This is a genomic window from Sphingomonas sp. (assembly GCF_036388215.1).
Taxonomy (GTDB): Bacteria; Pseudomonadota; Alphaproteobacteria; order Sphingomonadales; family Sphingomonadaceae; genus Sphingomonas.
The window spans coordinates 57688-83098 of record NZ_DASVSH010000004.1 but is presented as its reverse complement, the minus strand read 5'-3'; the positions used below and the strand labels follow the sequence as shown (position 1 = coordinate 83098).

Below are 25411 nucleotides of genomic sequence, written 5' to 3'. Positions count from 1 at the left end.
TGTTATTTGGCCGCGCGCTTCTCGGGGCTGACGAGCTCGGTCATCCGCACGCCGAACTTCTCGCCCACCGTGACGACTTCGCCCCGGCCGATCAGCGTTCCGTTGACGAACACGTCGAGCAGTTCGTTGGCTTCGCGATCGAGCTCGATCACGCTGGTCTCGCCCAGCGCCAGCAATTCGCGCAGCGTGAGCTGAGTCGATCCGATCTCGACGGTCAGCTTGACATCGACATCCTGCAGCAAATGGAAATTGGTGGTCACCGCCGCATCCATGGGGAAGGCCCCGGTCATGTCGTTCATCGGAAATCCTCTGGATTGATCGGTTCAAGCGAAGAAAGGCGGACGGCGGCGCGACCGTTCGACGTGCCGACCAGCCCGGTGCCCAGGCGCCGCGAAGCCACCATCACGGGAACTTCGGGGCCGAAATCGACGGGTATGACATCGCCCGGCTTGAGCTCCATCAGTCGCGCCAGCGATATGTGCGGCTCGCACAGCACCGAGCGTACCGGCAGGGTCACGCCCATCACCGCGCGCGTGAGGCCCGAGCGCCATAGCGGCTCGACTTCCGCCGGCGCGTCATGGACCTTGACCATCAACGAAGCGGTGTGTGGTTTGAGCGCCGCGACGGGATAGAGAATATCGACGAAATCGGGCTTGTTATCGCCCAGCGCGATACCGAAGCGCGTGACCACCACGGGGTCGTCACCGCCCATATCCGCGGGCTGCGCGTAATTGGCGCTGCCCTCGGCGCGGAATGCAATGCGCGCCAGCGGTTCCCACGCGGCGCCTAGGGGAGCCACGATCGTCTCGCCGATACGCGCGATCAGCGCCTCGGCAGCCGGCGTGAATTCACTGGGGAGCGGGTGGGGCGCATCGCCGTCACCCCCGAAGAACGCATCGAGCATCTGAAGCGCGAACCTGGCATCGATCACGATCTGCGCGCGCTGGCGGGCGGTTCCCATCGCCAGCGGAGACCATGCCGCCAGGGCGCCACCACGCTCCGCCTTATAATCCGCATAGCGCTGGACCACGAGCGGCTCCGCCCAGGTCCTCAGATCCTGGCGGAGCATGCCCTCGAACACGGGCTTCAGCCCCTTTGCGAGCCGCGCACTGAGATGCTGCAGCGTGACGAGATCGCCAAAAGGATTGAGATTGCTCGTCCCCAATGCCGGCGCGTGTTCCGCGCTGGCCCTGGGGCGCTCCCGCCGATCGGCGGCTGCAATCTCTGAAGAGGCGTTAACCATGTCTCACTGAACAATGAAATTGGTAAAGTAGACGTTACCAACCCCGCCAAAACCTTCCTTTTCCTTCAGAACCGCGTTGATTGCCTTGGCCAGGCGATCCTGGATTCCCTTTTTCCCCTGTGCCGTGAACACCTCGTCCTCGCTGGTCTCGCCCAGCGCCATCAGCACGGCCGAGCGAATCGCGATTTCATGCGTTTTGATGTTGTTGAGAACGGTCTCGTCATAGGGCGTGGAAACCGCGATCCCGACCTGGATGAAGTGAACGCTCTCGCGCAGGTTGGAAGTGAATTCCTTCTCCAGCGGGTAATAGCTCGAGGCGTATTTATCGCCCCCCTGGCCCTTTGGCGTGGCCTGGCCACCACCTGATGCTTCGCCCTCGCCGCCGTGATCGCCGCCTTCGCCCGAACCCGCGCGCTTCTGCTCGCTCTTGGGCAGGAGCCTGGGCTCGCCCGCCTTGGCGTCATGCCCGTCGGCGGCGGCTGCGTTGAACCAGCCGGCCTGCATCCCATAGGCTGCGGCGCCGCCTCCGCCCAAAAGCAGCGGCGCGCCGATGAACAAGAGCAGCTTGCCCTTTTTCTTCTTGGGGGCAGGCGCCGAATCGTCGTTCAAGTCTTCCATCATGGCCTCCATGCGTCTCAGGCGACGCGCTCATCGGTTGTGGATCGATCTTCTTCGGTGCGGGCGCGGGCGGGCGCGGCGGGTGCCTGCTGCCGCGGCGCGTCGTTCTGGCGCTGGCCGGACTGGGTCCCTTGCGAATCCACGTTGGTATGGCCGAGCCGGATCCCGCGGGCTTCGGCGAGCTCGTTCAACCGGGGCTGGGCGTCCATCAGGATCTGCCGCGCGGCTTGGGTTTCGGTGGCGAAATGGACATGGATGCGATCACCATCGTGGCGCACCGATACTTCGACCTTGCCCAGCGCATCGGGCATCAGGCTGATCCGCGTTTCCCGGATCGGTGCGGCATCGCGCAGCGCTTCGATGCGCTCGACCATCTGGCCCATCCATTCCTGGCGGCGCATGTCGAGCGCGCCTTGCTGCGCATCAGGCGTGGCCGCGACCTGCTGGAGCGGCGTGGGGCTCGCGGCAGCGGCGGCATTCACCAGCAGCTGGTTCGGCTCACGCAGTTCGCGGCGCAGCGGCGAGAAGGCCGTCGGCGCCAGGGACGGGAGCAGCGGCTGCGCGATCGGCGGAGGTGTGAACAGTGGCACCGCGGCCGAGGCGGCCGGCTGCCGGGCGCGCTCGGCTATCGGGCTCGACCCGACCTTCGGCGGCATTACGGTTTCGCGTGCCGGCTGACGGGCGCTCCACTCTACCGGAGCCTCGATGCTAGGCGCCAGCTTGGGCTCGGGAATCACTGCGTCCGGCAAAGGCTGCGTCACGGCGGTTGCGTACGCCGCGACGACAACCGGCTGCGCCGGCGAGCCGGCGGGTGCTGGGTGAGGCGGCGCGGACGCCCTGATAAATGCGGGAGCTGTGGACACGGCTGCTGACCCAGGCGCGCTTGGTGCGGATGTGGACGCAGGCCTGACAGACGCTTCTGGAGCCGCGGCCCGCAAGGGCGTGCGCGAAAGCGGCGGAGCGTCGCTCCTGGCAAGCGTGAGCGGTTGCGGAGGCTCGACAGTGCTCGGCATCGGACGCCCGATATCGGCTTCGCGCTTTGGCTGCCGTTCAATTTCCCATTGCGTTCCGCTTTCGGGCAAGGGCGCTGCGGCCGCGGCCTTGAAGGCCGCCGGCTTCAATGCAGCAGTGGCCGGCCTGATGAACGCAGCCTGCGGTACTGGCGGGTCGATGGCGTCCGGACGATTAGGGGCGCTGGCTTCGGCGAGAGGCGCTGGGATACCGATCTGTGGATGTTCGACGGCGGCGATGGTTTCTTGCCTCACCGGCACATCGGCCGCCTTGAAGCGCTGGGTTTCCGCCTTGGAGGTAACTGCTCGGCCGAGGGTGGCAGCGCCCAGCCCAGCGGGCCCTGGATGCGGTGCGGGGGCGGCAGTAGAGCGGAGCTGAGTGTCCCCTGTGGGTGCGACTATCTGCACGGTGAGGGCAGTGACCGATCCAACGGATGCTGGCGCAGGGGCCGCTTCCCGCTCCAGCGGCGCATCGCCTGTGGTGGAGCGGAGCTGCATGTCCATCTTAGCGGAAACCGCTGGGCCGGCCCCGGCAGCCACGGGTTGAACGGGCACGGGAACAGGTGAGGACGTCGCGATGGCTTCTCGTCCCACCGGCGCATTGGCTGCCGCGAAGCCAAGCTGCGGCTCCATCCGTGTTCGATCGATGATGGTCGCGACCGGTTCGGCGGGTTCCATATCGGGCGCGGGCGTGCCGGGCAGCGCGAGCCAGGCGAAGACGAGTTCGTCTCGCTCAGGCGCGTTTTCCTCGCCATACTGCGCGGCCGGATTCTCTTCAGCGGTGGAATCCAGATCGATTTGCGGCAAATCCTTGCCGGATTCGGCAGTGAATTGCCCCGCCGCCGCCGATGCGTCGGCAAGCTTGGCGTCGCCGGCGCCAGATTCGAGCGCAGGCGCGGGCATGAGCAAATTGCTCAGCGCTAGCGCGAAATTGCTGGCGCCGCTCTGGGCGGCGAGCAATATCGGACGCGCCGGGCCTGCGGGAGCGACAAGGGGCGATGCGGCAAGCTGGATCAACTGAAAGTCCCCGGTGAATTTGCTTCACGCGTGAATTAGCAAAGATCGTGCCGGTTTCGGCCCGAGGGCGGCAGCGCCTCCAGCGCGCGCAACGCTTCGAGTGCCGCATCCGCTTCCTGGCGGGCAATCAGTTTCTCGATGGCACTTTGATCGCGGCGCGCTTCGCGCGTGGCGGCGCGCGCCGATTGAAGGCCCTGCTCGGCTATTTCGACGCGGCGTGCGGCAGCCTGCGCCGATTGGTGGAGCCGATCCCGATAATGCGCGGCCGCGATGAGCGTGGCTGCGAAGCCTTCGCCTGCAGGTGCTGGCGCGACATTTGCGGCAAGGCTGGCGATGCGTTCGCGAAGCTGCGCCTCCTGCGTGACGCGGCCATGCGCGCGGACTTCCTCGGCGCGGACCTGATCGAGCTGGAGCGTGCGGACACGGTGGAGCCGCGCCAGCTTCTTCGCGCTTCTAGGCATCCCCGAACACGCCTGTCAGTTCCGCTACGGCGTCGGGCAGCGTGACGATCTCATCGGCTCCCTGCCGGATATATTCCATCACCGCGGGGTGACAGGCGATCGCCGCGTCGATCTCCGCATCCGCGCCGGGGCGATATGCGCCCATCAGCACAAGGTCGCGATTCTCCTCATAGGTAGCGAGATGCCGGCGCAGCACGCGCGCGGCGTGGAGGTGCTCCTTGTCGGCGATATCGGTCATTACGCGGCTTACCGAAGGGCCGAGATCGATGGCGGGATAGACCCCGCGCTCCGCCAGCGCGCGACTGAGCACGATATGGCCGTCCAGAATCGAGCGCGCCGAGTCGACCACGGGATCGTTGCCGTCGTCGCCGTCGGCCAGCACCGTGTAGATCGCAGTGATCGAACCGCCCGAGGAGACGCAGGTGCCCGCACGCTCGATCAGGCTGGGGAGCATCGCGATCGCCGATGGCGGATAGCCGCGGGCGCTTGCAGACTCGCCCAGCGCAAGCCCGATCTCGCGCCCCGCATGCGCCACGCGCGTGAGCGAATCCATGATCAGCAGCACCTTCTTGCCTTCGGCACGGAACGCCTCCGCAATCGCGGTGGCGCGAAGCGCACCGCGGATGCGAAGCACGGGCGAATGATTGGCGGGCACCGCCACGACCACCGATCGCGCGCGCGCCGCGCCCGCCACCTTGGTCTCAAGAAAGTCGGCCACTTCGCGGCTGCGCTCGCCGATCAGCCCGATGACGATCACATCGGCCTCGGCCGCGCGCACCATCATCCCCAGCAGAACCGATTTGCCGACGCCCGAGCCGGCCATGATGCCTACGCGCTGTCCCTGGCCGATCGTGAGCAGCCCGTTGATCGCGCGTACGCCGACATCCATCGGCTTCAGCACGCGGCCGCGGTCCAGCGGCGATTGGAGCTTGCCGGCGAGCGGCCATTTGCCCGCGCCCCGAATGGGTCCAAGCCCGTCGATCGGCTTGCCCGATCCATCCACCACGCGGCCCAGCATCGCCGCGCCTATTTCGGCTTCTCCGGGAGGACCGATCGGGCGCACGGGCGCATTTGGGAGCAAGGCGGCGGGGCCGCCCAGATTCATCATCAGCGTGCGGCCCGAGCGAAAGCCGATCACCTCCGCCTCGATCCGGCTCGCGCCGTCGCCGATCGCGCAGACAGTGCCGACCGGCAGCGACAGGCCAACGGCCTCCATAAGCAGCCCGTCATAGGAGGCGAGCCGGCCCGAGACCTTGGGCCTGGCGGCGAAATCGCGGCAGCCCAGACCCTCGATATAATCTTCGGTAAAGCGATTCAGCATAGGGGGGGGATCGGCACGCGATCGATCGCCGCGGCGAGCTGCTCGAGCCACAGATCGGGGCCATCCTCCACGATCGTCGATGCGCTTTCGATGACGAAGGCCCCGCGCTGGATATGCGGATCACCGACCGGGAACACGCTGGCAGGCAGCTTGCCTTCGAGCAGCGGCACATCATCGGGGTGAACGCGGAGCAGCGCCGATTCGGCGCTGTCGGCAAGCAGATCGACCGCCACGGTGATCCGCGCGCCAAGCACATCGGGGGCGACTCCGACTTCCCCGATCATCCGGGAAACGAGATGCAGCACTGTCTGGCGCAGATGCCCGGCCATGCGCTCGCGATCGAAATGCGCGGCCTTGGCCAGCGCGATGGAAACCTGATCGAGCAATGCGGCCTCGCGGCCCTGCGCGGCGTCGAGTTCCGCCAGCACGGCGGCACGGCCCTCGGCGAACCCGGCCTCGCGCGCGGCGGCGATCGGATCGGCGAAGCCAGTGCTGGCCGAAGCGAACGGATCCCACCCCTGCGTAGGGTTGGCATCGGGATCGGCTGGCGCGAAGTGACGGGGCTGGAGCGCGTCGCGGCGCCCGATCCGCTCGACCTGGGCAGGAGCAAAGCCGATCGGCGCGGAAAAGGCGCGCTGGAGCACGCTTTCGGCGGCGTGGATGCGCCCGGCAAAGCCCGGCGTAAAGCTGGGCGCGGCATCAGACATAATCGTCGTCCCCACCCTTGCTCGGCATCTGGATCGTGCCGTCCTTCACCAGCCCGCGCGCGATGGCGATCATCACCTTTTGCGCTTCGAGCACGTCGGCCATCTTCATGGGTCCGCGCGCTTCCATCTCGTCGCGGATGCCATCGGCGGCACGGCTGGACATGCAGCCCAGGAAACGGTTGCGAACCACTTCCTCGACGCCCTTGAGCGACTTGACCAATATGTCGCTGTCCATGCTGCGGATAAGCGTGGAGAGATTCTTGTCGTCGAGCTCGAGCAGGTTGTCGAAGACGAACATCGCTTCCTCGATCGCCCTGGCGACTTCCTTGTCGATCTTGGCGAGCTTGGGCATCACGCGCCGCTCGGTGATCTTGCGCGCGCCCTGCAGGATCTTCGCCGCCTCGCGCGTGCCGCCCAGCTGGAGGCCGGGTGACTTCTTGGCGCCACCCCCTGCCGCGCGGGTCGTCAGCATCGCCTTCAACGTTTCGATTGCCTCGGGCGGCACCGGGCCTAGCTTTGCGACGCGGCGCAGGATCTGCGGCTGCATGGCTTCGGGCAGATGCTCGAAGACCTGCGCGGCCACATCGGGATCGAGATTGACCAGCAATACGGCGGCGATCTGCGGGTGCTCGGTCTCTACCATCCGCGCGATCTCGTCGGGCTCGAACCAGGCGAGCATTTCCAGGCCGCCCGCCGATTCCGGCGGGGCGATGCGTGCAAGCACGCCTTCGGCCCGCTCGGGACCCAGCGCGCGATTCATGATGCCATGAATGCGCGGGCCCGGATCGAACTGGACGCTGGAGCGGCCGCGCGCCTTGTACGTAAAATCATCCAGAACCTGTTCGACCTCGGCTTCGCTTACATCGGCGACGGTGAACATCGCCCGCCCGAGCGAGCGGACTTCATCGGGGTCCAGCTTCTGGAGGATCGCCGCGGCTTCCTCTTCGCCCACCAGCATCATCAGCACGGCGGCGCGCTCGGTGCCATTGAAGGTCCGGAGCGAATATTGGGGGGCGTTCACTGGCCGTCCGCCTTGATCATGTCGCGAACCGCCAGCGCGGCACGCGCGGGATTGTCGCGCGTGAAGCCGCGGACGAGGCCGACCCGGTCGTCATAGCTGTTGCCGTTGCGCTCGAGCATGTCGATAGAGACGGCCGGACCGGGAGCGCCGCCGGGGGCGCCGATCGCCAGCGCCTGGCGCACGCCGGCATCGTCGCGCTTCTTGAGCAGCGCTTTGGCGAGCGGACGCACGCCAAGGAACAGCACGAGCAAGGCGATAATGAGCGCGGTCACGTTGCGCGCCACCAGCGGAACCCAGCCGGCATCATACCAGGAGGGGCCCGCAGTCGCGGCGCCGGCGGCGGCGCTGAACTTGCGGCTGACCACCGTGACCTGATCCTGGCGCGTGGGATTATAGCCGACCGCGGCCTGGACGAGCTGCGTTATCTGCTGGATTTCCATCTGCCCGCGCGGCTTTCCCGTCTCTTCGCGGATCAGCACCGCCACTGAAAGGCGCTTTACGCCGCCGGGCGCCGCGCGGGTCACCGAGATTTCCTTGCCGGTCTCGTAGGTGCGCGTGAAGCTGTCGCTGAGCTTCTGCTGCGCCTGCGCGGGGGCAGCACCGGCAGGGGCCGTTGCCGCCGAATTGGCCTGGCCCGCCTGTGCATTGGGAGCGGTCAGCGTGCTGGCGGGGGGCGGCGTGTTCGAAAGCGCGCCGGGGATCCCGCCGGGCGTAGCCGATGCGCCGTCCTTTGATGTGCCGGTCCAATTGCCCTGCTCGGCGCGGACCACCTGGCCCTGCTTGTCATAGCTTTCACGCGTCGCCTGGCTCTCGTCTAGATCGACTTCGGCCTGGACCTCGGCAGTGAAATTGCCGGCCCCCACCATCGGCGTCAGCAGCTGGTTGAGCTGCTCGCGATATTTGTCCTCCACGCGGCGCTGGAATTCGATGCGCGTGTCCCCCGCAGCCGAGCTGCCGTCATTATTGCCCCCCGATTTGGAGAGCAGGGCGCCCATCTGGTCGACGATCGTGACCGATTGCGGAGTCATGCCCGGCACCGAGGAGGCGACCAGATTGACGATCGCGCGAATCTGCGGCTCGGCGAGCGCGCGGCCCGGCTGGAGCTTCAGGATCACGGATGCCGAAGGCGCGGCCTTGTCGCGCACAAAGGCGCTGGCCTCGGGTGTCGCGAGGTGGACGCGCGCTTCGGCGACTGCATCAATCTCCTGGATCGAGCGCGCCAGCTCGGTCTCGCGCGCCTGGCGAAGGCGTTCGCCCTCGACCGCGCGGCTGACACCCATCGGAAGCTGATCGAGGATCGCATAGCCGCCGGGCGCCGCCTTGGGCAGGTCCTGGCTTGCGAGCAGCATCCGCGCCTTGTGGTAATCGTCTTCCGCCACGGTGATCGAGCCGCCATTGTCGATGCTCGATTCGATGCTTGCGGTCTGCAGCGCGGCGCTGATCGCCTGCTTGTCCGAATCACTCACATTGGCGAACAGGATGCGCTGCGGCGAGCTGGCGACCATCGACCAGGCGAGGAAGCCCGCGGCTATCAGGCCCAGGAGGAAAAGCAGCGGCATGGCGCGCCGGACGGCCGGCTGCGCTAGCAGCCCGCTCATCTGCTTTAGCGGATTGAGACCGGCGGGGGTAGCCGCGCCGTCTGCGGTGGTGAGTGCGTTGCTCATCGATTACACCGGCATGCTCATGATGTCCTTATATGCGGACAGGAGTTTGTTGCGGACTTGCAGGGTCGCTTCGAAGCCGACCGAGGCCTGTTGGCGGGCCAGCATCACCTTGGCGATGTCCACCGTTTCGCCGCGCTCGTACGCGGCCGACAGGTCGCCCGCCTGCTGCTGGCTCTGGTTGACCGATTTGAGAGCGTCTTCGAGCGTAGCGGCGAAACTGGCCGGCTTGCTTTCGGCCGCTGGAACGCCCGCCGGAACCTGATTGGCCCGGGTGAGCGCCGCGTTGCGCTCCAGGATCTGCGAGCGGAGCTGCATCACGCGATCGATGCCCATGGCTCCACCGCCCACGGCGCCGACTCCCCCGACGCCGCTCATGCCGAAGCCGCCGCGTTACGGACGGTGATGTCCTCGCCCTGTTCGCGCGCCTTGGCCAGCCGGTAGCGGAGTGTGCGCTCGGAGATGCCGAGCTTCCTCGCGGTCTCGGTGCGGCTTCCCTTGCATTCGGCCAGCGTGTCGCGGATTGCCGCGAATTCGTGAATCTGGACGATATTGCTCAGCGTGCCCGACGCTTGGCTAGAGGTCTCGACGCGCGTCTCGGCGCGCCGATCGAAGATCAGGTGCTCAGGGCGGATCGTGCCGCCACCGCACAGGAGCAGCGCGCGCTGGATCACGTTCTCGAGCTCTCGGACATTGCCGGGCCAATCATGATCCGCGAGCATTTCTAGTGAGTCAGGCGCGATCCAGGAAAGCGGCGTCCGATCGCCGGCATGGCGAACCACCATGGCGGCGGCGAGCGCTGCCAGATCCCCGGGACGCTCGGCCAGCGGGCGCGTAGCGAGCGGGAATACCGAGAGGCGATAGTATAAATCGGCCCGGAACCGACCGGCCATGACTTCGCCCTGCAGGTCGCGATTGGCACAGGCGATGACGCGGACGTCGATCTTTTCGGGATGCGTGCCGCCGATCGGGACGACTTCGCGCTCCTGCAATGCGCGGAGCAGCTTGGCCTGAAGATTGACCGGCATTTCGGCGACTTCGTCGAGCAGCAGCGTGCCTCCGTTGGCGGCGCGGAAGAATCCCTGGCCGCCCGAGGATGCGCCGGTGAAGGCGCCCTTGTGATGGCCGAACAGCATCGCCTCGAGCATCGTCTCGGGCAGAGCGGCGCAATTGATCGCGATGAAGGGTCCATCCCGGCGGCTCGATCCCATGTGGATCGCGCGGGCCAGAACTTCCTTGCCCGTGCCCGTCGGGCCGTTGATCAGCACGGTGATATCGGATGCGGCCACGCGCTCGGCAAGCGCGAGCAGCGCCAGACTTTCGGGATCGGCGGCGACGGGCTCTTGCGGGCCGCGGAGCAGCGCGCTCGCGAAGCCGTTGCCGATCGCCGAATCTTCAGCCCCGAACGAGAGGCGCGCCGGGTTCCCGTCACGAAAGGGGATGGCTTCGGGTTCGCCTTCGTCGAGGATCAGCGTGCGCGCCGGCGCGGGCGGCGTTTCGCCGTCCGCCACAAGGTACACATCGCCCGGGGCGGGCTTGCCGTCTTCGCACGATGCGATCACCAGGCCCTGCGCCCGAAGCGCGGACACGAGCGCGTATTTCTGCCTGAGAATTGCGGCTGACGGAACGATCGTTTGCATGGACTTACCCCCTGAGAAGCCCCTGATGGCCGATTCCTGGTTAATGACCGGTAAATCATCGTGTTCGGCCCGCTTCCTGGCTCCGGGCGCACGCGAGGCGCGCGCGCGAGGGCCGAATTTTTTCGCTTAAGCCGGTTCGCGAGCGGCCGTTCCTTTGCTTGGCGGCTCCGGGCTCCCGTTCAGGGGGGACGCGGGAAAGCCGGCTAGCATGGAGACCAACATGACTGTTATTGGAACCAATGTCGCAGCGGTCCGGGCGGGCAACGCCTCGAACGCAGCAAACAAGGCACTCGGCACCGCAATGGAGCGCCTGTCGACCGGCAAGCGCATCAACACCGCGAAGGACGACGCCGCCGGCCTCGCCATCGCTTCCTCGATGACCTCTTCGATCCGCGGCATGAGTCAGGCGATCCGCAATGCCAATGACGGCATCTCGTTCGCCCAGACTGCCGATGGCGCTCTGGAAGAAGTCAGCAACATGCTGCAGCGTATCCGCGAGCTGGCTGTCCAGTCGGCTTCGGGCACCTACAGCACGACCGATCGCGCAAACCTCGACAAGGAAGCCGCTGCGCTGACCACGCAGATCACTTCGGTCTTCACCAACACGAAGTTCAACGGCGTGACGGTGTTCGATTATGCGACGACGGACACGGCTTCGGACGACGTGACGATCCAGACCGGCATCAACAGCACCGACACGGTTGCGCTGGTGAAGTCCTTCTTCGACAGCGACGATTATGCCGCCGCCGACTTCAAGGTCGATACGGCCGCCAATGCCGGCACGACGCTGACCAATGCCGACGCGGCGCTGGTTTCGGTCAACACCGCCCGCGCCACACTCGGCGCGTCGCAGAGCCGGCTCGAATCTGTGGTCAACAACCTGACGACCAACGTCACCAACCTGACCGATGCCCGCAGCCGCATCGAAGACGCCGATTTCTCGGCTGAAACGGCGGCGCTGGCCAAGGCGCAGATCCTTTCGCAGGCTTCGACCGCGATGCTCGCACAGGCCAATCAGAGCCAGCAGACGGTTCTTACGCTGCTCCGTTAAGCGCGTGCCGGTCGGGGTGTCACCCCCCTGACAGGCACCGCGGCCGGTCACCTCTCGAAAGAGGGGGCGCATGGGAGACCCCGATGATCCACGGATCATCGGGGTTTTTCTGCGCTTTCTGGTGATTGGTAAGCGCGGACGCCCTATTCCGGCCGCGCCCAGATCCAGCTGCCGATCAGCAAAGCCGCGAGGATTGGGGCCACCGACCAGGGCCAGGGCGCGAAGACCAGCGCCACCGATATGCTCAGGGCGAACGCCACGCTGGCTGCGAACTTTCCCTTGCGGCTGATCGCTCCGCGCTCACGCCAGGCGAGGATGTGCGGGCCGAATAGCGAATGATTCAGCAGCCGCGCCTCGAACGCCGGGCTGCTGCGCGCAAAGCAATAGGCCGCGAGGATCACGAACACCGTGGTCGGCAGCACCGGCAAGATCGCGCCGATCGCGGCGAGCCCGAGCGAGGCGAAGCCTGCAGCCAAATAGAGTATTCGGACCATCGCTGTGAGGTAGCATGGGTCGAGCGGCCGCCGGTAGCACGTAGCTCCGCGGGGCCGCGCCCTCAATTCGGCGCGAGAGGGAACCAGACCTCGAAGCAGGAGCCCCCCTCCGGGCGGCGACTTGCGGACAGGGTGCCGTTAAGCTGCGCAGCAAGCGATCGAACCACGCGCATGCCCAGGCTTTTGCTGTCGGCGGCGGGATCGAAATTCTCGGGCAGGCCGCGCCCCTCGTCGCAAACGCTGAGCGTTTGGCCATCGGTCGAAATCTCGTAGCACACTTTGATCAGGCCTGTACCGTGCTTCGCCGCGTTGGTGACAAGCTCGTTGGCCAGCAGCCCGATAGGCTGGATCGATCTGGTTGGCACGTCTCCTTCATCGCCCTCCACTTCGATCCTGCGCCCGACGACAGTCTCCAGATCGGCACATAGTCTGCGCAAAAAGGTGATGCACGATGTCGCGTCGCCTTCGGCGAGGAAATGACGATGGACCTGGGCAACCGCCGCAACGCGGTTCGCCGCCAATTGCAAATGGCCCACTGCATCGCCTTCAAGAGAGCGGCTTTGCATCGCAAGCAGCCCGGAGACGAACTGGAGGCTGTTCATCACGCGGTGATCGATCTCTTTCGCCATCAGCTCCGCGCGCGTAACCGCACGTCGCGCCGCGAGTTGCATTTCCATCTGGTCCATCACTACCGATGCTAGGTCCTTCAAGTCGTCGATCTGACCTTGGTCGATGGGGCGTGCTTCCTTATCGATGATGCACAGCGTACCGAGATTGTGACCATCGCCCGTCCTGAGCGGCACGCCGGCATAGAAGCGAAGGCCAAAATCGCCCGCGACCAGGGGGTTTGCAAGTGATCGCGGATCGACGCTGGCATCGGCAAGGATGTATGGATCGGACGAAAGGATCGCTGACGCACATAGCCCCGGATCGCGGCCAATCTGATTCACGGGGACGCCATGGTGCGACTTGAACCAAATTCGGTCTTCATCGACGATGCTGATGATCGAGATCGGCACGCCAAAGCGGCGCGCGGCAAGCGCAGTAATGCGATCGAAAGCGCCGTCGGGCGGCGTATCCAGGATATCGTAACGCCGCACCGCAGACATGCGCTCGGTCTCGGTCGCCGGGATAATCGACGCATCGGCCATCTTGAACGCTCCATGCCTCAGAAGGTGGTGAGGCCGATGGTACGCGATCCATCCGATCGGGAGAACTGGGAAATTGCCCTGCGGTTCACCCCAACCTTCGCTGCAGGCCCTTCTTGAGCCGGTCGTGCGCGCTTTTCTTGATCTGGCAGATGCGCGCGGCGCCCACGCCGATCACTTCGCCGATCTCCTCGAGATTGAGTTCCTCGACATAATAAAGCTGGATGACCATCTGCTCCTTTTCGGGCAGTTCGGCGATTGCCTCGATCAGCGCCTGGCGCTGGTCGGAATCCGCGAGCTGGTCGAACGGGCTCGGCTCGTCGGACATGAACCAGGGGCTCTCGTCCGAATAGGCGTCGTCGATCGAATCGAAGCGCACCGCCTCGGCGCTGGCATATTCCGCGCGCAACTTCTCGGGCGTCACACCGATCCGCTCGGCGACTTCGGCGTCGGAAGGCGGGCGGCCAAGTTCGCTCGACAGCGCCTTGATCATATCCTGATAAGCCCGCCGGCGGCGCATCGCGCCCCGAGTCAGCGTCGCCTGGCGGCGCAATTCGTCGATCATCGAGCCGCGCAGCCGCGTCGAGAGATATTGCTCGAAAGTGACGGCCCCACGGTCCTCGAAGCCGCTCACGGCCTCGATCAGCGCAACCATGCCAATCTGGATCAAATCCTCGACTTCGACGATCGAGCTCATCGATCCGTGGATGTGCCAGGCGATGCGGCGCACGAGCGGCAGATGCTTGCGCACCAGCGCCTCGGCGTTGCGCTTGGGCAGCGGCACGGGGGAATAGGTAAGCGGCGCGGCTGAGGCCATGTCGATCATCTTCCTGGGGGGGAGGGTCTGCACCCAGCTACCGCAGCAGCCGGGACGGAGCGCATTTTGGCGTTGGGCAAGAAATGAGGAGGGAGTGATGCGGTGCCATCAGGACCGACGAATGACGCCGCCCAGCGCCAAAAGGCGCCCGCCGCTTCGCGGTCGCCCGGAGACGAACGCTGGACTGCGTCAGCTCCCTTGCACGGGCCACCAGCCCGCGCTGCGTGAGCTTCCTTGCCAGCGCCCGTCTCTGGGCGATCACGGCTGCTGCGGTAGCTGGGTGCAGACCCTAGAGCGTTCATGCGGGCAGCGCTTCGGGCGCGCCGATCACGGCCACGACTTCGACCGCCTTGTCCTCGGGCACTTCGAAGAAGCTCATCACCGGCGTATCGGGCAGCACGGTCTTGACCAGCTTGCGGATCGCGATGCGGATGGCGGGCTGGACGACCAGAGCGAATGGTTTGGCCTCGTTGACCAGCGGCTGCGCCGCGCGCTGCAGCGCATCGGCGATGCGGCGGCCGAGATCGGGCTCGATCGTGTGGCGGCGTGACGGATCCGAGCGGACTGCCTGCCCCAGCAACGCTTCGAGCTGCCCTTCGAGCGTCATCACGCGCAACGGCTCGCGCACGCCGCACAGCTTCTGGATGATCAGCGGCCCCAGTTCGGGACGGATCAACTCGAGTATCTCCTCGGGATCGAGGGTCTTCTGCGCAGCGACGGCGATCGCGGCGGCGATGCGGCGGAATTCCTTCAGCGAAATATTCTCCGCGAGCAACCCGCGCAGCACCGTGGTGAGCGTAGTGAGCGGCACAGGGTTGGGCGAGAGCGAGGCGACCAGCGATGCGGCGCGCTCCTTCAACCCGTCGAGCAGCGACTGGACTTCGTCGGGGCCGAGCAGGTCGGCGGCGCTCGATGCGAGCGCCTGATTGAGATGCGTCGCGACGACGGTGCCGGGATCGACCACTAGATAGCCCGCCCCGGTCGCGGCGTCCGCCTCGGCCTGCGCGATCCACACCGCATCCAGCCCGAAGGTCGGATCCTTGACGCGCTTGCCCTGAAGCGTGCCGACCGCCTGGCCGGTATCGAGCGCGAGCATCTCGTCGGGCGAGACATTGTCCTCGGCCATCACGACGCCGCCGATCGAGATGCGATAGGTGAAGGGCGCCAGATTGATATCGTCGCGCACGCGAACATGCGGCACGACGAAACCAAGCTCCTTCGAAAGCTGGCGGCGCACGCCGGTGATGCGGCCCATTAGCGGCCCGCCACGCCGCTCGTCGACCAGCGGCACCAGGCCATAGCCGATATCGAGCATCACCTGCATGTTGTCGGTGACTTCGTCCCAGCCGATCCGCGACTGGTCGACCGGCTCCGGCAAAGGTTCGGGCGGGGGCGGCAGATTGGCGATTTTCTTCAGGCGCCACGCGGCGAAGCCCGCGACCGCGGCGGCCGGCAAAATTACGAAATGCGGCATGCCGGGCATAACCCCGAGCAGCCCGAGGATCACCGCGACCGGCATCCAGGTCTTGTAGCTGCCGAACTGGCTGCCGATCTGACCCGCCAGATCCTGCGAGGAGGTAACCCGCGTGACGATCGCGGCGGCGGCGATCGAGAGCATCAGCGCGGGGATCTGCGCGACCAATGCGTCGCCGATCGCGAGCATGATGTAATGCTGCGCGGCGTCGCCCACGGCCATCTGGTGACTGACGACGCCTAGGATGAGCCCGCCGACGATGTTGATGAAGAGGATCAGCAGGCCGGCGATCGCATCGCCCTTCACGAACTTGGACGAACCGTCCATCGAGCCATAGAAATCAGCTTCGGTGCCCACTTCGACGCGGCGTGCGCGGGCTTCGTCCGGGGTGAGCAGACCGGCGTTGAGGTCCGCGTCGATCGCCATCTGCTTGCCGGGCAAGGCATCGAGGGTAAAGCGCGCCGATACTTCGGAGACGCGGCCCGCGCCTTTCGTCACCACGATCATGTTGATGATCACGATGACCGCGAAGACGACGAGACCGACGACATAGTCGCCGCCGATCAGAAATTTGCCGAATGCCTCGATGACATGGCCGGCCGCGGCCTCTCCCTCATGCCCGTGCACCAGCACGACGCGGGTGGAGGCGACGTTGAGGCCCAGGCGGAACAGGGTGGCGAAGAGCAACACGGTCGGGAAAGCCGAGAAATCGAGCGGCTTTTGCGCATTGAGCGCGACCATCAGCACCGCGAGGCTGATCATGATGTTCATTATGAAGAAGGCATCGAGCAGGAAGGCCGGGATCGGCACGACCATCAATGCGATGAGCAACAGCATCGCGCCGGGGAGCGCGAAGCTTTTCATCGCCGGTGCAAAGCCCTGGGGCAGCGTCAGACCATTCACGTGGATTTACGCTCCGAGATTTGCGAGCATGAGATAGGCGAGCCGGGCAGTCTCCGGGGTCGGGCGCAGCGGATCCAGATTGCGTTCCAGTGTCGCGCGTTGCGAAGCGAACCGGTCGTTGCCGCTCTTGCCGGTGTTCAATTGCGCCAGCGTGGTCTCGACCCAGTGGCGGTCGCTATCGACTGCGCCATTGCCGAGCACGACCTCGCCTTCGTTGAAATCGCCCAGCGGATCGAGCTGCGTCGAAGCTAAACCGGTGGCCCCACCCGCCGCCGCGCCCGAATCGAGCTTGCCGGCGAAACGCGAATAGATCTGGCTCAGCGTGCGCGGCTGGCCGTTCGAGGCGTAGAAGATGTTGCGATTGGCGCGCGCCGCGGCGGGAAACATGCTCGCGCCGGTTCGGCCGGGGCTCTCCGCCATGGTGTCGAGAAACTTGCCCGCGCCGCCCAGGCCGAGGAAATGCGCCATATACAGGTCGGTGCCGGTAGTTGGGCGGCCCAGCCGGTCTTCGAGCGCGGCCTTATTGTCCGATGCATGCTCGGCAGCCATGATCGCCGCGGCCTGCGGATCGCTCCGCAAATGGAGAATCGCCTGGCGCACGCCTGGATCGCTGACGACATAGCGGCCACTAGACGTCTGCTTGATGCTGTCGGCGGCCCAGCCCAGGCCGTGTTTCCCGCCATGATCCTTGACCACGCCGAGCCAGCTCTGCTCGATGAACTGATAAAGGCCCGTAGCCGAGGAGGTGCCGGCGCGCGCATCGGCGCGCATGCCGCTCTCGACTTGCGCCTGACCCAGCAGATAATTGAAGTCCACGCCGGTCTTGCGGCTCGCGGCGGCAATCGCCGTCTGGATGCCTGCCCTGTTATTGACCGAAGCTACGCTCATGGATGGCTGATCCGATTGCCCTAGGTGCGGGCATAATCAGCAAGGAGCGTGCCAACTCAAACCTGCTCCAGAGGGAGAAGGATACCGCAGCTTGGCAGCTTGCTGCCTAGCGGAGGTTGGATGAGGGGATTGGAGCTATCGATAGGGTGATCCCCTCACCCAGCTTCGACTAAGCCTCGCGAAGAAGCGAGACTAAGTCTGCGCAACCCTCTCCCCGCGGGAGAGGGAGTTTCAAGCCAGCGCATACCCCACCGGGCCGTAGGCGGGCGCCGCCTGGCCGGAAAGAACTTGCAGCCGGCGGCGAACATTTGCCGCCATCAAATTCACATAGATGCGGCAGGTCTCGTTGAGGCGGTGCGCTTCGGCCGCGAGTTGCTTGACCTCGGCGGAAGGCGCCTCGCCGTCATAGAGCGCGACGGTGTCGATGCCGGCGAGCTTGTCGCGAGTCGCCTTGTCGAGCGCGGCGGCGTCGTTCGCCTTGAGCGCCGCGATCTCGGCATGCAGCGCTTCGATCACCCCAATCAAAGCATCACGCCTAGTCATTTGGTTTCCACTGCATCTTCAGCGCCAGCAGCCGATCCGCGATGGTCGAAGGGACGAGCGGGAAATTGCCGTCCTCGATCGCCTTCTTGATCTTGGCGACGCGCTCGACGTCCACCGGCGGCTTGGCGGCAAGGCTGGCGGTCAGCTCGCTGGCCGCAGTCTGGACCACAGGCGCGGCGGGCTGGACCGGGCGCGCTTCCGCGACCTTGCTCAGGGCGTTCACAGACGACACGGGCCGAGCGACGACCGCGCCAGTCTTTATGCCGATTGGATCCACCATGCTCGCTATCCCTAGCTATGCTTGCAACGGGTAGAACGGCCGTTTGCCGGGAAGCTTTAACAAAAAAAATTCAGTCGCCCCATCCCGGCAATTTGGCGCGCCCGGGCTCGACCGCAACGGCTTGAATCGGCGGCTTCTTTTCATCGACCTTGACCGTGAGCCGCCCGCCCGCGGGAGCGTCGCTCATCGCGACGCCTTCGCGTGCGATCGAGAAGCCGGCGGCGCCGGCCTCGACCGTCACGGCATCACCGCGGCGGATGACCGGCTCGGCCCTGGCCGCCGGCGCGGGCTTCACTGCGATGGGCGCGGCAACCGTCACCGCGGGTGCGGCCTTGGGCTGGGGCGCGGCATTGACCGGAACGAAGATCCGCCAGCCCGGCTCCATGCAGCGCACCACGACGGCGTCCTTCGCGGCATTGCGCCATTCGAGCTGCGGCGCGGTGCATGCCGCAAGCTTAAGCCGGTTATCGACCTTGGTGCGCGCGCCGCCTTCTTCGCCAACCGCCTTGCCGGTGAATTGAGCGACGATCACGTCGAGCATCGCTGTGGACTGGAATTCGCTCGCGCCAACGGGCGCTGCGATTGCCAGAATCGGGGCAAGGGCTGCGAACAACATGGTCTTCTCCTTGGGATTTCGTATCGGGCGGCCGATCATTTCCGGTCCCCTTCAAAGCCGAGCGTCAGCAAGGTGCGGCGCTTGCCCCTGGCCGTGGCGATCTGGATGCGGTCGGGCGGCACTGCGCCCGAAGCTCCGAGCAAGGCGGCGACTGCGCGCGCGCGGTCTGCGGCGAGGATCGCGCCGCTGCCGCTGAGCTGGTCAACGTCCTGCGCCGAGCCGTCGAATTCACCAGTGACTTTCAGCCGAGTGCGCGGATCGCGCGCGGCCTCGCGCGCCCAGCCAAGCGCGGCGCGCAGGTCATGCGGCACGGCCGAGCCGGGCGCAAAGCCGCCGACCACAGCCATCTCGACCGGCATGGCGGGCGCGGTATCGGCGCCGAACCCGGCCCGCAGGCTGGCCGCAAGCGCCCTGCCGTCCATCTGGTTGGCCTGGAGAAACACGAAGAAGCCCACAAGCAGCAGCGCCAGATCGGCGAGCGTCATCAGCCATATCGGGCGGGCCGGCGCTTCCTCTTCGAACGGGGCGATCATGCCGCAATCTCGCGCAGGCCGCCACGAACCGCTGGCTCGATCCCGGCGAGCGCGGCGAGCGGGATTTCAAGGCGTGCTCGCTCCTGCGCCTCGTGCCGCGCCTGCCGCTTGAGGCGCGCGGCGACGGGCAGCGCGACGAGGCTGGCCAGGATCGCGCCGTAGAGCGTAGTGAGCAGGGCGACCGCCATCGCGCCGCCGATCGTCGCGGGGTCCTTCATCGCGACGAACATGCCGACGAGCCCGATCAGCGTGCCGATCATTCCCATTGCCGGGGCGATTTCGGCCATGCCGGTCCAGACATCGGAAGCGGCGCGGTGGCGCTCGAAGCGCGCCGCGCGGCGGTGCTGGAGCAAGGCGACGATTTTGGCTTCGGAGGCGCCGTCTACCGCGGCTTCGACCGCGGCAGCGACATCCGTATCCGAGATGATCGAGCGATCGAGCGCGATCAGCCCGTGCCGCCGCGCGATCCGCGTCAGTGCCGTGATCTGGGCTAGCAGGGCCTCGGCGTCGAAGCGCCTGCGCCCCAGCACGCGGAGCGCGGAAACGCTCCGTGCCAGGTCCCCGAGCGGGGTTCGCAGCACAACGGCAAGCGCAGTTCCGCCGCCGACGATGGCGATCGCGACGGGATCGAGAAACGGCGCGAGGCCGGGGAAGGATGACAGGTCCATGTGCTCGCGGTTGCAAGTGGCGGGCCAAATGCAGGCCTCTCTTGCCGTGCATGGCAATCCGGTGGCCACGGCACCGCATTGCCGCCGCGATCGGCAAAACCTTGCCGCCCTTGCCGCCGCTGGCGACCTTCTTCCCTCCTTCCCCCTGCCGCCAAAAAACTGGCACGCCCATTGCAGGTACACCCGCGAACTTTTGTGCGGGAGACCCGTCGATGCCCAATGACAGCCTTTTCGGCGTACATGGCCAAGCGCTTGCGGTGCGTTCGCAGCGCATGGGCGTGCTGGCGTCGAACATCGCGAACGCATCCACGCCTGGCTACAAGGCCAAGGACATCGATTTCCAGGCCGCCTTGGCAGGGGCGCAGGGCGGAGCGCTCGACAATGCCATCGACGGCGCGACGCTTTACCGCGTGCCGCTTCAGCCTTCGGCCGACGGCAACACCGTCGAGCTCGCCACCGAACAGACCGCGTTCGCCGAGAATGCCCTCGCCTATCAAACCACGCTCGCATTCCTGAATGGACGCATCAGCACCATCACGCGCGCGCTGAGGGGAGAATAAGCATGGGCGACAGGCCGCTCTCGATCTTCCAGGTCTCCGGCCGCGCGATGAGCGCGCAGCTCGTGCGGATGAACGCCACCGCATCTAACCTGGCAAATGCCGGCACCGTCGCTTCGAGCGCGGAGGCCGCCTATCGCACGATCAAGCCGGTGTTCCGCACCGCCTTCGACGAAGCGAGCGGCATGTCCACGGTAGATGTCGAGCAAATCGTCACTGCCGGCGCCGAGCCGACCAAGCGCTACGACCCAGGCAACCCGATGGCCGACAAGGACGGCAATGTCTGGGAATCCGCAGTCGATGAGACGCGCGAGCTGGTCGATATGCTCGAGACCGCCCGCTCCTACCAAAACAATGTCGAGGTGATGCAGACTGCCAAGCAGCTGATCTCCGAGACTCTCAAGCTGGGCCGCTGATCATGAGCTTCGATTCCACTCTCGCCAGCCTGGGCATCGGCCGCACCGGCCCGTCCACGGCATCGACGGCCAATGCCAATCTCGGCAACCCGGCGATGGACCAGGGCGATTTCCTGACACTGATGACTGCGCAGCTCAAGAACCAGGACCCGTTCGATCCGGTGGATAACAGCCAGATGGTCGCCCAGATGGCGCAATTCTCCTCGCTCGCCGGCATCAGCGAAATGAACACGACGCTCAAGGCGATCGCCGAGCGGCTGAACGGCACTTCGACCGGCGACGCGATGGCGTGGATCGGCCGGAACGTGCTGACCGAGGGCTCGACCGCCTATCCGCGAACCGACGGAAGCCTGGGCGGCACGATTGAGCTCGGCGCGGACGCGAGCAACGTCACCGTGACGATCGAAGGGCCCAACGGCGCGATGCTGCGCACCGTGGAACTCGGGGCGCAGGCAAAGGGCGCCATCGACTTCGAATGGGACGGCACGACCGATTCCGGCGAGCCGGCCGGCAACGGCCCCTTCACGATACGCGTCGGCGCGCAGAATGCCGAGGGCAAGGCGGTTGCCGCCGCGCCGCTCGTCTGGGCGCCGGTAACTTCGGTTTCGCTCGGCGCCGACGGCGCCCCCATCCTTACGCTGCCCGGCCTCGGCCAAATCCCCGTCTCCGCCGTCCGCAAGGTCGGCTGAACCCCACGAAAAGGAGCAATATAATGTCTTTCTTCACTTCCTTGAGCGGGCTTCAGGCCGCGCAGACCGACATGTCGACCATTTCGCACAACCTTGCGAATGTCGGCACCAACGGCTTCAAGCGTTCGACGACCCAGTTCGCCGACGTGATCGCCTCGACCGCCAATTCCAACCCGACTCAGATGGTCGGATCGGGCACGGTGGTGAAGTCGGTTCGCCAGCAGTTCAGCCAGGGCGGCTATACGCAGTCAAGCTCGGCGCTCGACCTCGCTATTTCCGGCGATGGCTTCTTCGCGGTCAAGGGTGACGCTGGCAAGGGCGTAAACTTCACGCGCAACGGCAGCTTCTCGATCGACAGCGACCGCTATGTTACTGACGCACAGGGCAACAAGCTCCAGGTCTATCCGGTCGACGGATCGGGTTCGGTCGTCGCGACCGGTATCGATTCGACCGTGGGTCTGCGCATGCCGCAGACGAGCGGAACGCCGCAGGCGACCGAGAATGTCGGGCTGTCGCTCAACCTTTCGGCGAATTCGACAATCCCCAAGGATGCCGCGCGCTTCGACACCGACAACCCTTATTCGTTCAATCGCTTCGATCCGGGCACCTATAACCAATCCGCCCAGACCACGATCTACGACGCGAACGGAAACGCGCTGACGCTGACCAACTATTTCGTCCGTGACACCGCGCCGACGAGCGGCGCCACCGAAAGCAGCTGGCAGGTTTATTCGTTCGTCGGCGACCAGCAGTTGAGCGCCGGCGGCGGCACGACCGGAGCTAGCGCGACGCCGATCACGCTGACCTTCGATTCGACCGGGAAGCTTACTGCGCCTAGCGCGCCGGTCACGTTCAGCGGCTTCCTCGCCCCCGGCGCTACGTCGGAGCAGGTCGTGGATCTCGACTTCGGGAACGCGACGACGCAGGTCGGATCACCGTTCAGCGTCAATGCCCGCAGCCAGGACGGCGCAGCAGTCGGCCAGTTCGAGGGTGTCACCGTGGGCGACGACGGGATCGTCCGCGCGAGCTTCTCCAATGGCGACACGCAGCCGCTCGGCAAGGTCGTGCTCGCCAATTTCACCAACCCCTCGGGCCTGCGCCAGCTCGGCAATTCGACCTGGGCGTCCACGGGCCTGTCCGGCGAAGCGCGCCTGGGCGAACCCGGCGCCAATGGCTTCGGCTCGCTGATGGCGGGCGCGGTCGAGCGATCGAACGTCGATATCACCGAGGAACTGGTGGGCCTGATCGCCGCACAGCGCAATTTCCAGGCAAACGCCAAGGCGCTCGATACCGCCAGCCAGATTTCCCAGACCATCTTCAACATCCGCAGCTAACGCAGCTGCTTAGGAAAGCTTAGGTCATGGACCGTCTCGTCTACACCGCACTCTCCGGCCTCAAGAGCCAGATGTCGGCGCAATCGACGATCGCGAACAACATCGCGAACGCATCGACCATCGGCTACCGCGCCGACCGCGTCAGCTTCGATCGGATGGTGCTGCAGCAGCAAGGCGCAATGAATGCGCGCGCGATGGCGGCGGAGGAAGTCAACGATTTCGATCGCCGAGCGGGCACGATCATCCAGACCGGCAAGCCGCTGGACCTGGCGGTAACTACCGATTCCTGGATCGCGGTCCAGGCCACAGACGGCAGCGAAGCCTATACGAGGCGCGGGGACCTGTCGGTCGCGTCCTCGGGCGTGTTGGAAACCGGCGACGGTTTCCCGGTGATGGGGTCGGGGGGCCCCATCACCGTGCCACCCCATCAGTCGATCGCCATCGCGGCGGACGGCACGATCTCTATCGTCGCCCCCGGCGGCGATGCGAGCCAGCCGCAGGTGATCGACCGGATCAAGCTGGCAGACGCGACGGGCAGCCAGACCGCCAAGGGGCTGGACAATCTGCTCCACGTAAAGGGTGGCGGCGTGCTGCCGGAGGATCTCGACGCCAAGTGCCAGTCGGGATCGCTCGAGCAGTCGAACGTCAATCTCACTCAGGCGCTGGTCGACATGATCGAGAACCAGCGCAGCTACGAAGTGCAGGCGAACCTTCTGAAGGAAGCCAAGAACATGGACGAGAGCGCCGCATCGCTGATGCGGATGCCCGCCTAAGATTTCCGTTTAAGGAGCAAGACAGATGGGTTCATCGGCAATGCACATCGCGCGTACCGGGCTCGACGCTCAGGATACGCGCATGCGGGTCATCTCGAACAATCTCGCCAACGTGAACACCACGGGGTTCAAGCGCGACCGCGCCTCGTTCCAGACGCTGGCGTATCAGGTGGTGACCGCGCCCGGCGCGGCTTCGACCGCCGAGACCAAATATGCGACCGGGCTCAACATGGGCACCGGCGTCCGCATCCAGGGCACCAGCCGGATCGAGACCCAGGGCTCGCTCCAGACCACGGGCAACGGGCTCGACATGGCGCTGGACGGCAATGGCTATTTTCAGGTGCAGATGCCGGGCGGCCAGCTCGGCTATACGCGCGCCGGCAATTTCAGCCGCTCGCCCGAAGGCATGCTGATCACCTCGGAAGGCTATCAGGTGATGCCGGGGATCACGATCCCCGAGGGCGCCACGTCGATCACCGTCGGCACGGACGGCACAGTCTCTGCTTCGCTCCAGGGCCAGTCCGAAGCAAGCCAGCTCGGCCAGATCCAGATCGCGAACTTCGCCAATCCGGCGGGCCTTCAGGCCACCGGCGATAATTACCTGATCGAGACCAGTGCTTCCGGCGCGGTCAGCATGGGAATAGCCGGCGAGGAAGGCCGTGGCCGCCTGCGCCAGGGCATGCTGGAAGGCTCGAACGTCAATGTCGTCGAGGAGCTCGTCGATATGATCGAGACCCAGCGCGCTTATGAGGTCAATTCCAAGATGATCTCGGCGACCGACGAGATGCTCAAATATGTCAACCAGAACATTTAAGGGGCGGCTCGTGAAGTTTCTTACCGGCCTTGCCGCGGGATCGCTGATCGCCGCCGCCATGGCCTTCACCGCGACGCCCGCAAAGGCGCAGTTCCTGGGGCTCGGCAAGAAGAAGCCCAAGGAAGACTATTCGGTGACTCTGCCGTCGCAACTGCCGGTCGCGATCGCGCCGGCGAACGGCGGCATCTTCCAAGCGGGCGAAGGCTATGCCGCGCTCTACGAAGGGCAGCGCGCGCGCCGTGTCGGCGATCCGCTGACGATCGTGCTCGTCGAGCGGACGAGCGCCTCCAAGTCGGCGAGTTCGAAGCTCGATTCCGCCGGGGGCTTCTCGATCACCCCGCCCAGCACGGGTGCGCTGTCGTTGTTCAAGACGACGGATGCCTCGATCAGCGGCGGGCGCAATTTCAACGGGGCCGGCACCGCCGACCAGGCCAATGCGCTTTCGGGCGAAGTCAGCGTAACGGTGGCCGCGGTCTATCCCAACGGCACGATGCTGGTGCAGGGACAGAAGCGCGTGACGCTCAATCGCGGCGACGAGTTCGTCCAGATCAAGGGCATCGTTCGCGTGGCCGACATCACCGCCGACAATCGCGTGGCGAGCACGCGCGTCGCCGATGCCCGCATCGCCTATACCGGCAAGGGCGATGTCGCCCGTGCCAGCCGCCAGGGCTGGCTCAGCCGCTTCTTCTCCGTGATCAGCCCCTTTTGAGGATG

General features: G+C 65.8%; 29 protein-coding genes. 8 read left to right on the top strand and 21 right to left on the bottom strand.

Annotated features, from left to right (window positions below):
• Positions 1–2: 2 nt before the first annotated feature.
• Genes fliN through VF617_RS01795 form a run of 11 tightly spaced genes read right to left on the bottom strand, consistent with a single transcriptional unit; the run spans position 3 to position 10699 of the window.
• Positions 3–299, bottom strand: a complete 297-nt coding sequence (fliN, locus tag VF617_RS01845; protein WP_331013152.1) for a flagellar motor switch protein FliN — start codon at positions 297–299, stop codon at positions 3–5.
• Positions 296–1243: a flagellar motor switch protein FliM gene (locus VF617_RS01840; RefSeq protein ID WP_331013151.1), complete on the bottom strand. Its 948-nt coding sequence runs from the start codon at positions 1241–1243 to the stop codon at positions 296–298. The genes fliN and VF617_RS01840 overlap by 4 nt, the downstream gene beginning before the upstream one ends.
• Positions 1244–1246: 3 nt before the next feature.
• The gene (locus tag VF617_RS01835) at positions 1247–1861 is read right to left on the bottom strand and encodes a flagellar basal body-associated FliL family protein (RefSeq protein WP_331013150.1); all 615 of its coding nucleotides are present in this window, start codon (positions 1859–1861) and stop codon (positions 1247–1249) included.
• A 17-nt stretch (positions 1862–1878) separates the two neighbouring features.
• Positions 1879–3888 carry a flagellar hook-length control protein FliK gene (locus tag VF617_RS01830; protein ID WP_331013149.1) on the bottom strand — a complete coding sequence of 670 codons (2010 nt, stop codon included), beginning with the start codon at positions 3886–3888 and terminating at the stop codon, positions 1879–1881.
• 35 nt (positions 3889–3923) lie between these two features.
• Positions 3924–4349 carry a hypothetical protein gene (locus VF617_RS01825; RefSeq protein ID WP_331013148.1) on the bottom strand — a complete coding sequence of 142 codons (426 nt, stop codon included), beginning with the start codon at positions 4347–4349 and terminating at the stop codon, positions 3924–3926.
• Complete coding sequence (locus VF617_RS01820) at positions 4342–5670, bottom strand: FliI/YscN family ATPase (protein WP_331013147.1); 1329 nt, start codon at positions 5668–5670, stop codon at positions 4342–4344. Before VF617_RS01820 ends, VF617_RS01825 begins: the two co-directional genes overlap by 8 nt.
• A complete protein-coding gene (locus VF617_RS01815; protein ID WP_331013146.1) occupies positions 5664–6377 on the bottom strand; it encodes a FliH/SctL family protein in 714 nt (237 codons plus the stop codon). Before VF617_RS01815 ends, VF617_RS01820 begins: the two co-directional genes overlap by 7 nt.
• Positions 6370–7398 (bottom strand): flagellar motor switch protein FliG, encoded by a 1029-nt coding sequence (gene fliG / locus VF617_RS01810; RefSeq protein ID WP_331013145.1) that lies wholly within the window; start codon positions 7396–7398, stop codon positions 6370–6372. Before fliG ends, VF617_RS01815 begins: the two co-directional genes overlap by 8 nt.
• On the bottom strand, positions 7395–9062 hold the full coding sequence (gene fliF / locus VF617_RS01805; RefSeq protein WP_331013144.1) for a flagellar basal-body MS-ring/collar protein FliF: 1668 nt from the start codon (positions 9060–9062) through the stop codon (positions 7395–7397). Before fliF ends, fliG begins: the two co-directional genes overlap by 4 nt.
• 3 nt (positions 9063–9065) lie before the next feature.
• Positions 9066–9437, bottom strand: a complete 372-nt coding sequence (fliE, locus tag VF617_RS01800) for a flagellar hook-basal body complex protein FliE (protein ID WP_331013143.1) — start codon at positions 9435–9437, stop codon at positions 9066–9068.
• A complete protein-coding gene (locus VF617_RS01795) occupies positions 9434–10699 on the bottom strand; it encodes a sigma-54 interaction domain-containing protein (RefSeq protein WP_331013142.1) in 1266 nt (421 codons plus the stop codon). Before VF617_RS01795 ends, fliE begins: the two co-directional genes overlap by 4 nt.
• A 220-nt stretch (positions 10700–10919) precedes the next feature.
• Between VF617_RS01795 and VF617_RS01790 the strand changes: the two genes are divergently transcribed.
• Positions 10920–11750 (top strand): flagellin, encoded by an 831-nt coding sequence (locus tag VF617_RS01790; protein ID WP_331013141.1) that lies wholly within the window; start codon positions 10920–10922, stop codon positions 11748–11750.
• Positions 11751–11893: 143 nt separating this feature from the next.
• Here VF617_RS01790 and VF617_RS01785 read toward each other — a convergent pair whose 3' ends face one another.
• From VF617_RS01785 to VF617_RS01740, 10 genes are all read right to left on the bottom strand, one after another.
• A complete protein-coding gene (locus tag VF617_RS01785; RefSeq protein WP_331013140.1) occupies positions 11894–12244 on the bottom strand; it encodes a YbaN family protein in 351 nt (116 codons plus the stop codon).
• A gap of 62 nt (positions 12245–12306) precedes the next feature.
• Positions 12307–13395, bottom strand: coding sequence for a sensor histidine kinase (locus VF617_RS01780; protein WP_331013139.1), 1089 nt, complete (start codon positions 13393–13395; stop codon positions 12307–12309).
• Between the two features lie 85 nt (positions 13396–13480).
• A complete protein-coding gene (locus tag VF617_RS01775) occupies positions 13481–14218 on the bottom strand; it encodes a sigma-70 family RNA polymerase sigma factor (RefSeq protein WP_414713936.1) in 738 nt (245 codons plus the stop codon).
• A gap of 289 nt (positions 14219–14507) precedes the next feature.
• A complete protein-coding gene (gene flhA, locus VF617_RS01770; protein ID WP_331013184.1) occupies positions 14508–16547 on the bottom strand; it encodes a flagellar biosynthesis protein FlhA in 2040 nt (679 codons plus the stop codon).
• Positions 16548–16592: 45 nt separating this feature from the next.
• Positions 16593–17474 carry a lytic transglycosylase domain-containing protein gene (locus VF617_RS01765; RefSeq protein ID WP_331013137.1) on the bottom strand — a complete coding sequence of 294 codons (882 nt, stop codon included), beginning with the start codon at positions 17472–17474 and terminating at the stop codon, positions 16593–16595.
• Between the two features lie 231 nt (positions 17475–17705).
• Positions 17706–18017, bottom strand: a complete 312-nt coding sequence (locus tag VF617_RS01760) for a flagellar protein FlgN (RefSeq protein ID WP_331013136.1) — start codon at positions 18015–18017, stop codon at positions 17706–17708.
• A complete protein-coding gene (flgM, locus tag VF617_RS01755; RefSeq protein WP_331013135.1) occupies positions 18010–18297 on the bottom strand; it encodes a flagellar biosynthesis anti-sigma factor FlgM in 288 nt (95 codons plus the stop codon). The genes VF617_RS01760 and flgM overlap by 8 nt, the downstream gene beginning before the upstream one ends.
• 70 nt (positions 18298–18367) lie before the next feature.
• Positions 18368–18952, bottom strand: coding sequence for a flagella basal body P-ring formation protein FlgA (locus VF617_RS01750; RefSeq protein WP_331013134.1), 585 nt, complete (start codon positions 18950–18952; stop codon positions 18368–18370).
• Positions 18949–19446, bottom strand: coding sequence for a flagellar motor protein MotB (locus VF617_RS01745; protein WP_331013133.1), 498 nt, complete (start codon positions 19444–19446; stop codon positions 18949–18951). Before VF617_RS01745 ends, VF617_RS01750 begins: the two co-directional genes overlap by 4 nt.
• Positions 19443–20114, bottom strand: a complete 672-nt coding sequence (locus VF617_RS01740) for a motility protein A (RefSeq protein ID WP_331013132.1) — start codon at positions 20112–20114, stop codon at positions 19443–19445. The genes VF617_RS01745 and VF617_RS01740 overlap by 4 nt, the downstream gene beginning before the upstream one ends.
• 212 nt (positions 20115–20326) lie before the next feature.
• Here VF617_RS01740 and flgB point away from each other — a divergent pair, with 212 nt between their 5' ends.
• Genes flgB through VF617_RS01705 form a run of 7 tightly spaced genes read left to right on the top strand, consistent with a single transcriptional unit; the run spans position 20327 to position 25406 of the window.
• A complete protein-coding gene (gene flgB, locus VF617_RS01735; RefSeq protein ID WP_331013131.1) occupies positions 20327–20674 on the top strand; it encodes a flagellar basal body rod protein FlgB in 348 nt (115 codons plus the stop codon).
• A 2-nt stretch (positions 20675–20676) separates the two neighbouring features.
• Positions 20677–21087, top strand: a complete 411-nt coding sequence (gene flgC, locus VF617_RS01730; protein WP_331013130.1) for a flagellar basal body rod protein FlgC — start codon at positions 20677–20679, stop codon at positions 21085–21087.
• A 2-nt stretch (positions 21088–21089) separates the two neighbouring features.
• Complete coding sequence (locus VF617_RS01725; RefSeq protein ID WP_331013129.1) at positions 21090–21776, top strand: flagellar hook assembly protein FlgD; 687 nt, start codon at positions 21090–21092, stop codon at positions 21774–21776.
• Positions 21777–21799: 23 nt separating this feature from the next.
• Positions 21800–23110 (top strand): flagellar hook protein FlgE, encoded by a 1311-nt coding sequence (locus tag VF617_RS01720; protein ID WP_331013128.1) that lies wholly within the window; start codon positions 21800–21802, stop codon positions 23108–23110.
• Between the two features lie 26 nt (positions 23111–23136).
• On the top strand, positions 23137–23883 hold the full coding sequence (gene flgF, locus VF617_RS01715; protein WP_331013127.1) for a flagellar basal-body rod protein FlgF: 747 nt from the start codon (positions 23137–23139) through the stop codon (positions 23881–23883).
• 25 nt (positions 23884–23908) lie between these two features.
• Positions 23909–24697: a flagellar basal-body rod protein FlgG gene (flgG, locus tag VF617_RS01710; RefSeq protein WP_331013126.1), complete on the top strand. Its 789-nt coding sequence runs from the start codon at positions 23909–23911 to the stop codon at positions 24695–24697.
• Between the two features lie 58 nt (positions 24698–24755).
• The gene (locus tag VF617_RS01705; protein WP_331013183.1) at positions 24756–25406 is read left to right on the top strand and encodes a flagellar basal body L-ring protein FlgH; all 651 of its coding nucleotides are present in this window, start codon (positions 24756–24758) and stop codon (positions 25404–25406) included.
• Positions 25407–25411 lie beyond the last annotated feature (5 nt).

Bases quoted from the DNA above. Each gene is read 5' to 3' on its own strand.
- flgF (WP_331013127.1), top strand. From the start codon at position 23,137: ATGGACCGTCTCGTCTACACCGCACTCTCCGGCCTCAAGAGCCAGATG.
- VF617_RS01705 (WP_331013183.1), top strand. From the start codon at position 24,756: ATGGCCTTCACCGCGACGCCCGCAAAGGCGCAGTTCCTGGGGCTCGGC.
- fliE (WP_331013143.1), bottom strand. From the start codon at position 9,437: ATGAGCGGCGTCGGGGGAGTCGGCGCCGTGGGCGGTGGAGCCATGGGC.
- flgB (WP_331013131.1), top strand. From the start codon at position 20,327: ATGCCCAATGACAGCCTTTTCGGCGTACATGGCCAAGCGCTTGCGGTG.
- VF617_RS01740 (WP_331013132.1), bottom strand. From the start codon at position 20,114: ATGGACCTGTCATCCTTCCCCGGCCTCGCGCCGTTTCTCGATCCCGTC.
- VF617_RS01725 (WP_331013129.1), top strand. From the start codon at position 21,090: ATGAGCTTCGATTCCACTCTCGCCAGCCTGGGCATCGGCCGCACCGGC.
- VF617_RS01720 (WP_331013128.1), top strand. From the start codon at position 21,800: ATGTCTTTCTTCACTTCCTTGAGCGGGCTTCAGGCCGCGCAGACCGAC.
- VF617_RS01795 (WP_331013142.1), bottom strand. From the start codon at position 10,699: ATGCAAACGATCGTTCCGTCAGCCGCAATTCTCAGGCAGAAATACGCG.
- VF617_RS01835 (WP_331013150.1), bottom strand. From the start codon at position 1,861: ATGGAAGACTTGAACGACGATTCGGCGCCTGCCCCCAAGAAGAAAAAG.
- fliN (WP_331013152.1), bottom strand. From the start codon at position 299: ATGAACGACATGACCGGGGCCTTCCCCATGGATGCGGCGGTGACCACC.
- VF617_RS01745 (WP_331013133.1), bottom strand. From the start codon at position 19,446: ATGATCGCCCCGTTCGAAGAGGAAGCGCCGGCCCGCCCGATATGGCTG.
- VF617_RS01785 (WP_331013140.1), bottom strand. From the start codon at position 12,244: ATGGTCCGAATACTCTATTTGGCTGCAGGCTTCGCCTCGCTCGGGCTC.
- VF617_RS01775 (WP_414713936.1), bottom strand. From the start codon at position 14,218: ATGATCGACATGGCCTCAGCCGCGCCGCTTACCTATTCCCCCGTGCCG.
- VF617_RS01760 (WP_331013136.1), bottom strand. From the start codon at position 18,017: ATGACTAGGCGTGATGCTTTGATTGGGGTGATCGAAGCGCTGCATGCC.
- VF617_RS01765 (WP_331013137.1), bottom strand. From the start codon at position 17,474: ATGAGCGTAGCTTCGGTCAATAACAGGGCAGGCATCCAGACGGCGATT.
- VF617_RS01750 (WP_331013134.1), bottom strand. From the start codon at position 18,952: ATGATCGGCCGCCCGATACGAAATCCCAAGGAGAAGACCATGTTGTTC.
- flhA (WP_331013184.1), bottom strand. From the start codon at position 16,547: ATGAAAAGCTTCGCGCTCCCCGGCGCGATGCTGTTGCTCATCGCATTG.
- VF617_RS01840 (WP_331013151.1), bottom strand. From the start codon at position 1,243: ATGGTTAACGCCTCTTCAGAGATTGCAGCCGCCGATCGGCGGGAGCGC.
- VF617_RS01790 (WP_331013141.1), top strand. From the start codon at position 10,920: ATGACTGTTATTGGAACCAATGTCGCAGCGGTCCGGGCGGGCAACGCC.
- flgG (WP_331013126.1), top strand. From the start codon at position 23,909: ATGGGTTCATCGGCAATGCACATCGCGCGTACCGGGCTCGACGCTCAG.
- flgC (WP_331013130.1), top strand. From the start codon at position 20,677: ATGGGCGACAGGCCGCTCTCGATCTTCCAGGTCTCCGGCCGCGCGATG.
- fliF (WP_331013144.1), bottom strand. From the start codon at position 9,062: ATGAGCAACGCACTCACCACCGCAGACGGCGCGGCTACCCCCGCCGGT.
- flgM (WP_331013135.1), bottom strand. From the start codon at position 18,297: ATGGTGGATCCAATCGGCATAAAGACTGGCGCGGTCGTCGCTCGGCCC.
- VF617_RS01825 (WP_331013148.1), bottom strand. From the start codon at position 4,349: ATGCCTAGAAGCGCGAAGAAGCTGGCGCGGCTCCACCGTGTCCGCACG.
- VF617_RS01780 (WP_331013139.1), bottom strand. From the start codon at position 13,395: ATGGCCGATGCGTCGATTATCCCGGCGACCGAGACCGAGCGCATGTCT.
- VF617_RS01815 (WP_331013146.1), bottom strand. From the start codon at position 6,377: ATGTCTGATGCCGCGCCCAGCTTTACGCCGGGCTTTGCCGGGCGCATC.
- VF617_RS01820 (WP_331013147.1), bottom strand. From the start codon at position 5,670: ATGCTGAATCGCTTTACCGAAGATTATATCGAGGGTCTGGGCTGCCGC.